The sequence below is a fragment of the Nonomuraea sp. NPDC004580 genome (assembly GCF_040609855.1).
Taxonomy (GTDB): Bacteria; Actinomycetota; Actinomycetes; order Streptosporangiales; family Streptosporangiaceae; genus Nonomuraea; species Nonomuraea salmonea.
In genome coordinates this window covers 1-13,420 of the sequence record NZ_JBEXLH010000046.1, presented here as the reverse complement: position 1 = coordinate 13,420, position 13,420 = coordinate 1, and the positions used below count along the sequence as shown (strand labels likewise).

Genomic DNA, 13,420 nt, shown 5'->3' with positions numbered 1-13,420 from the left:
CGCCTGCGGCGGTCCTGGTGTGAGCACCGGCACCGCATCCGCCCCCGCCATCCTGCGCACGGCGAGCGCGCGCGAGGCCGCTCGGTGGGTCGTGGCGCACTGCCGTGACACGCCGTGGCTGACCGCCGCCACCGTCGTGACCACGGTGGCGGGGGCGGCGCTGCAGGTCCTGCCGGTGTTCCTGCTCGGCAGGGTGGTGGACGGCGTGGTCGCCGGCGCCGGGAGCGGCGAGGCGCGGGAGCTGCTGGTCACGGTCGGCGTGCTGCTGGCGGTCGCCCTCCTGCTCGGCACGGTGGCCGCGGCGGCCTCGACCTACCTGATCGGACGGCTCGGCGCCGACCTGCTGGCGCGGCTGCGCGAGGGCGCCGTACGCGCGGTGCTCGGCCTGCCCAGCGCCAGGATCGAGCAGGTCGGGCACGGTGACGTGCTGTCGCGGGTGGGCGACGACGTGGCCGTGGTGTCCAAGGGCATCCGCACGGCCGTCCCCATGCTGTTCTCGGCGGCCGTGCTCGTCGTCATCGCCACGATCGGCATGTTCGGGCTCGACTGGCGGCTGGGGCTGGCGGGGGCGGGGGCGCTGCCCGCGTACGCGCTGGCGCTGCGCTGGTACCTGCCCCGCTCCGCGCCGATCTACCGGCGCCAGCGCGAGGCCCAGGCCGACCGGGCGCAGGCTTTCATCAGCGGCCTGAACGGGATCGAGACCGTGCGGGCCTACCGCCTCGAACCTCTCTTCCGCGAGCGGGTGGCCCGCGAGTCGTGGCGGGTGCGCGACCTCGGCATCGAGGTGTTCCGCTTCTTCGGCCGCTTCGTCGGCAGGGAGAACCGCGCCGAGTTCATCGGGCTCGTCCTCATCATCGTCGTCGGGTACGTGCTGCTGGAGACCGGCTCGGTCACCCTGGGCGAGGCGGCGGTGGCGCCGCTGCTGTTCCACCGGCTGTTCAACCCGCTCGGCTCCATCATGTTCACCTTCGACGAGGCGCAGAAGTCGGGCGCTAGCCTGGCCCGCCTGGTCGGGGTGCTGGGCGAGGCCACGCAGGAGCGGCTCGCGGGCGGCGTACCCGCCGGTTCCGGCTCGTACCCGGTGACGGTGGAGGGGCTGACGTTCGCCTATCCCGGCTCCGAGCGGCCCGTCCTGAAGGACGTGAACCTGACGATCCCGGCCGGCGGCTCGCTGGCGCTGGTCGGAGCCACGGGCGCGGGCAAGACGACGCTGGCGGCGCTGATCGCCGGCATCGGCACGCCGCAGGCAGGCTCGGTGCGCGTCGGCGACACCCCGATCTCCGGCCTGGACGAGGCCGACGCGCGGGCGCTGGTCAGCATCCTGACGCAGGAGACGCACGTGTTCTCCGGCACGCTCGCCGAGGACCTGCGGCTGGCCGCCCCCGGGGCGGGCGACGCCGAGCTGATGGACGCGCTGCGCACGGTGGGCGCCGGGCCGTGGGTGACGGCGCTGCCCGACGGGCTGGACACCCTGGTCGGCGAGGGCGGCGAGCGGCTCGACGGCACCAAGGCCGCGCAGCTCGCGCTGGCCCGGCTGGTGCTGGGGCGGGCGCCGGTGGTGGTGCTGGACGAGTCGACCGCGGAGGCGGGCAGCCAGGGGGCGGCCGAGCTGGAGCGGGCGGTGCTGGCGGCGTGCCAGGGGCGTACGGCGCTGTTCGTGGCGCACCGGCTGACGCAGGCGATGACGGCCGACCGCATCGCGGTGCTGGACGCGGGCCAGGTGGTCGAGGAAGGCACCCATGAGGAGCTGGTGGCCGCGGACGGCCGGTACGCGCGGCTCTGGCGGGCCTGGCGCGAGGCTGGTTAGCCGATCGTTGTTAGGTTAGGCTTACCTTACTAGTGTCTGAAGGGGCGGCTGAGGTCTTCATGCTGGAACCAAGCACTCGTGTGGTATCCCTCTCTCCCGAACGGCTGGACGGCCTGCGCCGCCGTGCCGGGGACCATCCCGACGGGGTCCTGCTCGAAGCGTGCGCGATCGGGTTGGCCTTCTGGGCGGACGGGCTGAGCCCCGACGGGCTCGACCTGTCGCCGGCCACGCTCTTCGCCGACGTGGTGGCGTGGGCGGCGGGCGGCGGGCGCGCCCCCGGCGGCTGGCGGGTGGACGGCGCCGGCTTGTCCGTCCCCGAGCACGTCGACCCGGCGGACGCGCGGCTCGCGCTGGACGACCTGGCCGACTTCCCCGACCGGCCCATCGGCACCATCGCCCCGTCGAGCGTCGAAGCCCGGCTCGCGCAACTCGCCCGATGGAACGACACCCACGCGGACCGGGACAGGCCGACCCTCGTGGAGCTGTTCCACGAGCAGGTACGCATCCGTCCCGACGCCGTCGCCATCGTGGACGAGCGCCGCACGCTCACCTACCGCGAGGCCGCCGAGCTGGCCCGCCAGCTCGCCCACCACCTCCTCGAACGCGGGCTCGCCGCCGAGCAGACCGTCGGCGTCTCCCTGGACCGCTCGGCCGAGATGGTGATCGGCCTGCTGGCGGTCCTCATGGCGGGCGGCGCTTTCGTGCCGCTCGACCCGCGCTGGCCCGCCGAGCGGCGGGCGCTCGTCATCGCCGACGCCGGGCTCGTCGCGCAGCTCAACCGCACCGGCGAGCACGACCCCGCCGAGCCGGACGCCGTCGCCGTGGACCTCGACGCCTGGGGCTACGGCTGCTACCCCACCACCCCGACGGGGATCGAGCCGCCCGGTCCCGCGCTGGCGTACGTGATCTTCACCTCCGGCTCGACCGGCCGGCCCAAGGGCGCGATGATCCGGCACGAGGCGATCAGCGAGCGGCTGCTGTGGCAGTCGCGCGAGATCCTCGGCTTCGGGCCCGACGACGCCTCGCTGTTCAAGGCGCCGCTGTCGTTCGACATCTCCATCAACGAGATCTTCCTGCCGCTGGTGTGCGGCGGGCGGCTGGTCGTGCTGCGGCCCGGCGGCGAGCGCGACCCCCACCACCTGCTCAGCGTGATCGCCGAGCAGCGCGTGACGTTCACGTATCTGGTGTCGTCGATGCTGGACGTGCTGCTGGAGATGGCCGGCGACTCCGGCCGCCTCGACAGCCTGCGGCACGTGTGGTGCGGCGGCGAGGTGCTCACCCCCGAGCTGTACGAACGCTTCCGCACCCGCCTCGGCATCCCCCTCTACCACGGCTACGGCCCCGCCGAGGCGACGATCGGCGTCTCCCACGTCATCTACCGGGGCGCGGCCGAGCGCCTGTCCACCTCGATCGGCAAGGCCAACCCCAACACCTGCCTGTACGTGCTGGACGACGAGCTGCGGCCGGTCCCCGCCGGGGTGGGCGGCGAGCTGTACGTCGGCGGTTTCCTGCTCGGGCGCGGCTACGTCAACGCGCCAGGACTGACCGCCTCCCGGTTCGTGGCCAACCCGTTCGCCTCCGACGGCTCCCGCCTCTACCGGACCGGCGACCTCGCCAGGTTCGCCCCCGACGGGTCGCTCGACTTCCTCGGCCGGGCCGACAACCAGGTCAAGATCCGCGGGATGCGGCTGGAGCTGGAGGACGTCGAGGCCGCGCTGGCCGAGCATCCAAGGGTGCGGCACACGTGCGTCATCGCCAGGAAGCACGCCTCCGGCGGCACGTACCTCGTCGGGTACGTCATCCCGGCGGCCGGGCACGAGGACCTGCGGCCCGACGACGTCACGGCGTGGGCCGCCGAGCACCTGGTCGAGTACATGGTGCCGGCGCACGTCGTCGTCATGACCGCGTTCCCGCTCACCCCCAACGGCAAGCTCGACCGCCGCGCCCTGCCCGAGCCCGAGCTGCGCGCCTCCCGCGTCGTGGCGCCCGCCACCGACGAGGAGCGCGCGGTGTGCGCGGCCGTGGCCGGGCTGCTGGGCCTGGACGAGGTCGGCGTGGACCGCAACTTCTTCCGCCTCGGCGGCGACAGCATCCTGGCGATCTCGCTGATCAGCGCCCTGCGCGAACGCGGCCTCCACGTCACCGCCGCCCAGGTCTTCGCCAGCCCCACTCTGGGCGCCCTGGCCGCGGTCGCCACCCGCGAGGGGTCGGCCGCCGTGGACTCCGCCGACGTCGCCACGGGCCCGATCACCGGCTCCCCCATCGTGCGCTGGCTCGGCGAGACGACCGACGCCATCGACGGCTTCGCCCAGTCGGTGGTCCTCAACACCCCGGAGGACCTGACCCCCGGTGCCCTCGACGCCCTGCTCACCACCCTCCTCGACCACCACCCCATGTTGCGCGCCCACCTGACCCGCGGCCCCGCCTGGGGCTTCGACGTCCCCGGCTCCATGCCTGTCCAGAAGGCGTGGGAGGAGAGCGACCGCGGGCTTGAGGAGTGTGTGGAGCGGGCCGTGGGCTCGCTCGATCCCGATCGGGGCGTCATGGTGCGCGCCGTTTGGCGGCGGGCGGAGCGGCAGCTGGTTCTCGCTGCTCACCACGTGGTGATCGATGGGGTGTCGTGGCGGATACTCATGGAGGATCTCGCCACCGCGTGGCGGCAGCTCTCCTCAGGTGAGCCGATCGTGCTACCGCCGGTCGGGACCTCGTTCCGGCGGTGGACGCAGGTGCTGGAGTCGGCGGCGTTCGACGGCGACCGGGCGTACTTCGCCCGGCCGCTGCCCGGCGTGGATCTGCCTCTGGGCAGGCGGGAGCTGGAGGCGTCGGACACCGTGGCGCGGGAGCGGGCGCACGTCGTCACCGCGAGCCCTGAGGTGACCGCTGCGGTGCTGGGTGAGGTGCCTGCGCGGTTCCACGCGAAGGTCAACGACGTGCTGCTGACCGCGCTGGCCGTCGCACTCGCCCGGCGGCGGCGGGAGCTGGGGCAGGGGCAGACATTCGCGCACGTCGAGCTGGAGGGTCACGGGCGCGAGGCCCGGTTCCTCGCCGGGGCGGCCGGATTCGAGCCGGAGCTGTCGCGGACGGTCGGGTGGTTCACCACGTTGTTCCCGGTGACCGTGGACCCCGGCGCGAGCGGCGACCTCACCGACCCCGCGTACCTGGCGGCGGCGTTGAAGAAGGTGAAGGAGGACCTGGCCGGGGTGCCGGGCAACGGCATCGCCTACGGGGTGCTGCGCCATGTGCACGGCGTCGCGTTCGACGCGCCCGCGCCGCAGGTGCTCTTCAACTACCTCGGCAGGTACGAGGCGGGCACGCGGTCGGACTGGCGGCTCGCGGTCGCGACCGGGCAGCTGGGCGAGCGGCGCGACCCGGGGATGCGGCTGCCGCGCGCCCTGGAGTTCAACGCCATCGCCGAGCCCGGGCCGACGGGCGCGTACGAGCTGGTCACCACCATCTCCTGGCCCGACGGCGTGTTCACCGGCGAGGACGTCGAGGCGCTCGCCGGCTACTTCCGCCAGGCGCTGGAGGGCCTCGCCGCGCTCGACGGCGGCGGCCACTCCCCCAGCGACTTCCTGCCGCTCGCCCTCACCCAGGCCGACGTGGACGCCCTGGACGGCCCGAACCTGCGCGACGTCCTCCCGCTGACCCCGCTCCAGGAGGGCCTGTACTTCCACTCCGTCTTCGACGACGACTCGGCGGGCAGCTACGTCGAGCAGCAGGTGCTCACCCTGGACGGCCCCGTGGACACCGACCGGCTCGCCACGGCGGCCACCCGGCTGCTCGCGCTCTATCCCAACCTGGCGGCGCGGTTCGTGGCGCTCGCCGACGGCCGCGTGGTGTCGGTGCTGGAGGACGGCGTGCGCGCGCCGTTCACCACGCTCGACCGGCCCGGCATCACGGACGAGGAGCTGCGCGACCTCGCCGAGCGGGACCGCCGCGCCGGGTTCGACCTGGCCGTGAGCCCGCTCATGCGGTACACGCTCCTCCGCCGGGGCCCCGATCGGTACGTTCTGGTGCAGACCGTGCACCACATCGTGGCCGACGGCTGGTCGGTGCCGGTGATGCTGCGGGCGCTGCTGGCCGAGTACCACGCGCCCGGCAGCGGGTACGCGCAGGACGGCTTCGCCGTGTACGTACGGGAGCTGGCCGGGCGGGACGACGCCGAGAGCGAGCGGGTGTGGCGGGAGCAGCTCGCCGGGCTGCCCGGTCCTTCGCTGGTCGCCGAGGGGCACACCGCGTCGGAACACTTCGCGGACGTCAGCGAGGCTCCCGAGGTCGACGTCGATGACGCCGCCAGGGCCGCGGGGGTGCCGCTGAGCGTGGCCGTGCACAGCGCGTGGGCGGCCACCCTGGGCGGCATCCTGCACAGCACGGACGTGGTGTTCGGCTCCACGGTGTCGGGACGCGAGGCGGACTTCCCTGGCATCCAGGACATGGTGGGGCTGCTCATCAACACGATCCCCGTACGCGCCCGGTGGGACGGCACCACCACGGCGGGCGAGCTGCTCGCCTCCGTGCACGAGCACCAGAGCGCCGTACGGGACCACCAGCACGTCTCACTGTCCGCGATCGGGCGGCTGGCGGGCGCCGGGCCGCTGTTCGACACGCTGGTGGTGTTCGACGTCGCCACCGACGTGGCCGGCCTGCGGCGGCCCGGGGACGAGGTGGTCGTCACCGAGGTTCTGAACGAGGGCGCGCCGCACTACCCGCTGACCCTGGTGGTGGAGCGGGAGCCCGGCGGCGGGCCGCGCTTCACGCTCATCCACGACGGCGCGCTGCTGCGGGAAGGCGGCGCCAGGACCATCCTCGCCACCTTCACCCGCACGCTCACCGCGCTCCTCACCCGCCCGGACACCCCGGTGGGCCGGATCTCCCCGGCGGCGAACCCGCTCGGCAGCGGGTGGCCGCGAGCGCGCGAAACCACGCTGGGCGGGTTGTTCGATGCCGCCGCGGCGCGGTATCCCGATGCGGTCGCCGTCACCCAGTGCGGGATCGACGGGGGCGCGCGGTCGATGACGTACCGGGAGCTGCGGGAGGCCAAGGAGCGGGTGGCGTCGGCGTTGCGGGCGGCCGGGGTGGGGCCGGGTGAGCGGGTCGCGGTGGCGGTGCCGCGCTCGCTGGAGCAGGTGGTCGCGCTCATCGCGGTCGTCTCGGCGGGCGGCGCGTACGTGCCGCTCGACCCGGCTTACCCGGACGAGCGGCTGGCGTACCTGCTGGCCGACGCCGCGCCCAAGGTGGTGCTGGTGGACCGGGAGCAGCGGGACCGCATGGAGCGGCTGACCGGCGGGCGGGCGCGGGTGCTCGTGCAGGACGACGACCTGCCGCTGGACGGCACCAGGCCGGCCGTCGGGCCGCACGACCCCGCGTACGTGATCTACACCTCAGGCTCCACCGGCCGGCCCAAGGGCGTGGTGGTGCCGCACTCCGCGGTCCTGTCGCTGCTCGCCGGGACGTGGCCGGACCTGCGGTTCGGGCCGGACGACGTGTGGGTGCAGTTCCACTCCGCGTCCTTCGACTTCGCGGTGTGGGAGCTGTGGGGCGCGCTGGCGCACGGCGGCGAGCTGCTCGTCCCCGAGTACGCGCTGACCCGCTCCCCCACCGACTTCCACCGCGTGGTGCGCGAGCGCGGGGTGACCGTGCTGAACCAGACGCCGTCGGCGTTCTACCAGTTCGCCGAGGCCGACCGGCACGCGGCGGAGCCGGTGGAGTCGCTGCGGGTGGTCGTCTTCGGCGGCGAGGCGCTGGACCTCGGGCGGTTGCGCGGCTGGGCCGAGCGGTACGGCACGCGTTCGCCCGAGCTGGTCAACATGTACGGCATCACCGAGACCACCGTGCACGTCACCCACCGGGTGCTGACCGGCGAGGACTTCGCGGAGGGCTCCGCCTCCCCCATCGGGCGGGCGATCCCGGGGCTGGTCACGTACCTGCTGGACGACCGGCTGCGGCCGGTGCCGCCCGGCCGGGTCGGCGCCATCTACGTGGCGGGTGCGCAGGTGTCGCTCGGCTACCTGGGACGGCCGGGGCTGACGGCCTCCCGGTTCGTGGCGGATCCGTTCGCCGGTGACGGGTCGCGGATGTACCACACGGGCGACCTGGCGCGGCGGACGCTGGACGGCGAGCTGGAGTTCGTCGGGCGGGCCGACGACCAGGTGCAGCTCAAGGGGTTCAGGATCGAGCTCGGGGAGGTGGAGTCGGCGATCCGGGACCTGGACGGGGTGGTGGACGCGGCCGTCACCGTGGCTCCGTCGGGCGACCACCTGGTGGCGCACGTGGTGGGCCGGGTGCCGGACGGCTGGGCCGAGCTGCTGGGGGCGCGGCTCCCGGCGTACATGGTGCCTGGTCAGGTGGCGCCGATCGACGCGCTGCCGCTGACCGTCAACGGCAAGCTCGACCGCGCCCTGCTGACCACCCGCGCCCCACACCCCTCTGCCACCGCGCCGTCCCCGACCGCGCGAGGTGGTGAGCAGGCGCTGGTACAGGTGTTCGCCGAGACGCTGCCCGGTGCCGAGGTGGACGCGGACACCGACTTCTTCCGTGCCGGGGGCGACAGCATCGTGGCCATCGCGCTGGTCAACCGGGCCAGGGCGCTCGGGCTGCCGATCACGCCGCGCGAGGTGTTCCTGTACAAGACGCCGCGCGCGCTCGCCGAGCACGTGGGGACGTCCGCGGAACCCGCGCCGATCGCGCGCGCGGACGGCCCGCTCGCGCCGACCCCGATCATGTTGCGGCAGCGTGGGCTGGGCGGCTCGCTCGCCAGGTTCGCCCAGGCCAGGACGCTGGTGGCGCCCGAGGGCACCGGGTTCGCGGACGCCGAGCGGGCCGCGAACGCGGTCGTCGCCGCCCACCCGGCCCTGCGGATCCGCCTGAGCACCGAGCACGGCGTGTGGACGCTGCGGACCGAGCCGTCCGGGCCGGTCACGGTCGTCCGGGCCGACGGGGCCGACGGGGCCGACACGGCGGCGAACGAGGCGGCCGACCGGCTCGACCCCGAGGCCGGGAAGATGATCGCGTTCGCGTGGCTGGAGGCGAGCAGGACGCTGGTCGTCACCGCGCATCACCTCGCCGTGGACGCGGTCTCCTGGCTGGTGCTGCTCGACGACCTGGCCGCCGCGATGCGGGGCGCCGCGCTCGCGCCGGAGACCACGCCCTTCGCGGACTATGCCGATGCCCTGGCCGCGACGGCGACCCATCACACCGGCACGCTCGACCGATGGCTCACCACGCTGGCCGCGCCTCCGCTGCTGCCTGTCCCGCCGGCACGACGGCGGGAGGTGATGGTGGAGGTGGCTCCCGAGGTCAGTGCGGTGGTGACGCGGGAGGCGCCCGCTGCGCTCGGCGTCGGCGTGACCGAGCTGCTGTGCGGGGCGTTGCGGGCCGCCTTGACCCGGGTTCAGGAGGTGCCGGGCGACCTGGCCATCGATCTGGAGCGGCATGGACGGGTCCCCGTGCTGCCGCACCACGACTACACGCGGACGGTCGGCTGGTTCACCTCCATCGCGCCCGTCCGGCTCAGCCCGCGCACCGACCCGATACAGGCGGCACGTGAGGTGGCCGAGCGGCAGCCGGACGAGCGGGCGCACCTCGCGTACGGACAGCTCCGCCACCTCAACCCGCAGACCGCCCCGCTGCTGACCACGAGCCCGCAGGTGCTGTTCAACTATCTCGGCCAGGGCAGCGAGTCGCAGGCGGTGACGATCACGGGCGCGGACGCAGGCGGCCCGTACGCGGTCGAGGTCGACGCCTGGCTGGACGCGGCGACCGGGAGGTTGCGGGCCACGTTCGCGCTGGCCGGCGACATCCCGGACGAGCTGCCCGAGCGCTGGCGGGAGGCCGTGGCGGAGGTCGCGCGCAAGGCCGGGACGGCGGAGCGGACGGCACCGGTGACGCCGCTGCAGAAGGGCCTGTTCTACCAGGCGCAGCTGGCGGGCCCGGCCGGTGACTACGTGGCGCAGAGCTGCTTCACCTTCGACCGCCGTCTCGACCCCGAGGCGCTGGCCGACGCGATGGCGTACGTGATCGCCCGGCACCCCGGCGTGGGCGCGGGGTTCACGACCGGCGCTGACGGCGACCCCGTCCAGGTGCTCGCGGCGGGCCGCCGGGCCGCCGTCCGCACGCTGGACGTGGCGTCGGACGCCGAGGTCGAGGCTCTGCGCACGCGGGATCGGGCGACCGGCTTCGACCTGGAGGCGCCGCCGCTGATCAGGATGACCGTGCTCCGCCTGCCGGGCGGCGGGGACGTGCTGCTGCTGAGCTACCACCTGCTGCTGTGGGACGGCTGGTCGCGCGAGATCGTGCTGCGCGACCTGTTCACCGCTTACGAAGCCGCGCTCGCCGGGGAGCCGCTCGACCCGGAGCCGGCGACGCCGAGCTTCGAGGAGCACGCCCGCGCGCTCGACGCCAGGGATCTCGCCCCGGCCCGGCGTTTCTGGGCCGGCCAGCTCGCCGGGCTGTCCGGCCCGACGCTGCTGGCGGGTCCCGCGCCCGCGCTTCGGGACGAGCTGCCGCGCGCGCTCGTCCGTACGCTGCCGGCCGAGCAGTCGGAGCGGCTGCGCGAGGCGGCGAAGCAGCACGGCGTCACCTTGAACACGGTGCTGACGGGCGCGTTCGGCCTGCTGCTCGGCTCCCGCACCGGCCGCTCCGACGCGGTCTTCGGCGTCACGGTCTCGGGCCGCGACGGCGAAGGGCCGGGCGGCCGGGCGCTGGACGACATGGTGGGCGTGCTGCTCAACACCGTCCCGATGTGGACGCGTCCCCGCCCGGCCGACACCGTACGCGACTATCTGTCCGGCGTGCAGGCGGCCAGGGTAGCCGCGATGGAGCACGAGCACCTGGGGCTGGGCGACATCCAGCGCGACACCGGCCACGACACCCTGTTCGACACCCTCTTCGTCCTGCAGAACTTCCTCGACCTGGACGCGCTCGGCGAGATCAACGCCCGCCACGGCATCGTCGAGGTCATGGCCGACGACTCGACGCACTACCCGTTCACCTGGGTCGTCACGCCGGGTAAGCAACTGACGGTGAAGCTGGAGTACCGCGACGGCGACACCGGCCGCGCCGAACGCCTCCTGGACGACTACCTGCGCCTGCTGGACGACCTGACCCGGGCGAGCGGCCCGGTCGGCGCGCTGCCGGGGCTGGGCGCGGTGCCGGTGCCAGGGCCGCGCGGCGACGTCGGCACCGACACGGTGGTGGACAGGTTCGACCGGGCGGCCGAACGCTCACCGCACAGGACGGCGCTCGTCGCGGGCGGCGCGAGCATGACGTTCGAGCAGCTCAGGGAGCGCAGCAGGGCGGTGGCAGGAGTGCTCGCCCAGCGCGGCATCGGCCCTGAGCGGACGGTCGGGCTGGCCATCCCGCGCTCGCTCGACTCGATCGTGGCGCTGTTCGCGGTGCTGCGGGTGGGGGCCGCGTACGTGCCGCTGGAGCTGGACCACCCGGACGAGCGGATCGCCGCGATCGTGGCGGACGCCCGCCCGGACGTCATCCTCACCGTCGGCTCCGTCGCGCCCAGGCTGAGCGGCGAGCTGATCGAGCTGGACCGGCCGCTGCCGGAGGCGGAGCCGTTCGTGACGTTCGCCCCGGACGACCCCGACCGGCTGCGGCATCCCGCGTACGTCATCTACACCTCGGGCTCGACGGGCCGGCCGAAGGGCGTGGTGACGGAGTACGCCGGGCTGACGAACATGCTCATCAACCACCAGCGCCGCATCTTCGAGCCGGTGCTGGCCGAGCACGGGCACCGGGTGTTCAGGATCGCGCACACCGTCTCGTTCGCGTTCGACATGTCGTGGGAGGAGCTGCTGTGGCTGGCCGACGGCCACGAGGTGCACATCTGTGACGAGGAGCTGCGCAGGGACGCGCCGCGGCTGGTCACGTACTGCCTGGAGCACGGCATCGACGTCGTCAACGTCACCCCCACCTACGCCCAGCAGCTGCTGGCGGAAGGGCTGCTCGACGACCCGGCGCGGCGGCCGCCGCTGGTGCTGCTGGGCGGCGAGGCGGTGACGCCCGGCCTGTGGCGGCGGCTCGCGGAGACGGAGGGCACGTGCGGCTACAACCTGTACGGGCCCACGGAGTACACGATCAACACGCTCGGCGTCGGCACGTTCGAGTGCGCCGACCCGGTGGTGGGCGTGCCGATCGACAACACCGACGTGTACGTGCTGGATCCATGGCTGCGCCCGGTCCCCGACGGGGTGCCCGGCGAGCTGTACGTCTCCGGCGTCGGCATCGCCCGCGGCTACCTCAGGCAGAGCGGGCAGACCGCGCACCGGTTCGTCGCCTGCCCGTTCGGCGAGCCGGGCGAGCGCATGTACCGCACGGGTGACCTGGTGCTGCGGCGGCCGGACGGGAACCTCGCCTACCTGGGACGTACCGACCAGCAGGTCAAGATCCGCGGTCACCGGGTGGAGCTGGGCGAGGTGGAGGCGGCGTTCGCGGCGCATCCCGCCGTACGGTTCGCCGCCGCGGTGGCGCAGCCCGGCCCGGGGGTGGACGGGGCGTACCGGCTGGCCGCCTACCTCGTGCTCGACGGCGCCGACCTCGCGGCCGTCGCGGCCGAGGTGTGCGCCGCGCTGCCCGACTACCTGCGGCCCACGCACTACGCTCAGGTCGCCGCGATCCCGCTGACCGTGAACGGCAAGGCCGACACCAAGGCGCTGCCGGAGGCCAAGCCGCTGGGCGCGCTGACGTCGTCGGGCGAGCGCGGGCCGGCGACCGAGACGGAGGCGGTGGTGTGCGAGCTGTTCGCCGAGACACTCGACCTGGACGACGACGAGGTGAGCGCGGTGAGCGACTTCCTCGCCATGGGCGGGCACTCGATGCTGGCGCTGCGGCTGGCCGGGCTGCTGCGCCGCGAGTTCGGCCCGATCGTCACCGTACGCGACCTGTTCACCCTGCGAACCCCGGAAGCGCTGGCCCGACACATCGATGAGCAGTCCTGACGTGAACGACGCGCGCCCGGTCCGTACGGGCTCCGACGTGCTGCGCGCCGCGCTGCGCCGCAACGCCGGCGCGATGGCCGCGGGCACCCTGCTCATGGGGATGTACCAGGCGGCCGAGACCGCCTTCCCCATCGCGCTCGGCCTGATCGTCGAGCACACGCTGCGGGAGCGCGGCCTCGACTCGCTGGCGCTGTCGATCGCCGCGCTGGCGGTGATCATCACGACGGTGTCGCTGTCGTGGCGGTTCGGCATGCGCATCCTGCAGAAGGCCAACACGACCGAGGCGCACCGGTGGCGGGTCAGGGTCGCCTCCTGCGCGCTCCAGCCGGTCGCCAGGGACACCGACCTCAAGTCCGGCGAGGTGCTGACCATCGCCACCGAGGACGCCGACCAGACCGCCGACATCATCGAGGTGGTGCCGCTGCTGGTCAGCTCGCTGGTCGCGGTGGTGGTCGCCTCGGTCGCGCTCGGCCTGGCCAGCCTGCCGCTCGGCCTGCTGGTGGTCGTCGGCACGGTCGCGATCCTGTCGGCGCTCAGCGTGCTGTCCCGCCGGATCGGCTCGGGCACCCGCGAGCGGGGAACGGGGGCTTGAGCCGGGGTTGACCTCTGTAGCCTTCGAGCGAGTCCAGCAGCGCCGTCTCCTCGCCGCAGATGTAGGCGCCCGCGC

Annotated in this window: 3 protein-coding genes; all 3 read left to right on the top strand. The window is 74.1% G+C overall.

Going from position 1 to position 13,420, the window contains the following annotated elements; translation table 11 throughout:
- The first annotated feature begins 19 nt into the window (after window positions 1-19).
- The 3 genes from ABZW11_RS33515 to ABZW11_RS33505 all read left to right on the top strand — a co-directional run bounded on the left by ABZW11_RS33515 (window position 20) and on the right by ABZW11_RS33505 (window position 13,345).
- The gene (locus tag ABZW11_RS33515) at window positions 20-1,807 is read left to right on the top strand and encodes an ABC transporter ATP-binding protein (RefSeq protein WP_355425987.1); all 1,788 of its coding nucleotides are present in this window, start codon (window positions 20-22) and stop codon (window positions 1,805-1,807) included.
- 80 nt (window positions 1,808-1,887) lie between these two features.
- Window positions 1,888-12,753 carry an amino acid adenylation domain-containing protein gene (locus ABZW11_RS33510; RefSeq protein WP_355425984.1) on the top strand — a complete coding sequence of 3,622 codons (10,866 nt, stop codon included), beginning with the start codon at window positions 1,888-1,890 and terminating at the stop codon, window positions 12,751-12,753.
- 1 nt (window position 12,754) lies between these two features.
- On the top strand, window positions 12,755-13,345 hold the full coding sequence (locus tag ABZW11_RS33505; protein WP_355425981.1) for a hypothetical protein: 591 nt from the start codon (window positions 12,755-12,757) through the stop codon (window positions 13,343-13,345).
- The last annotated feature ends 75 nt before the right edge of the window (window positions 13,346-13,420 follow it).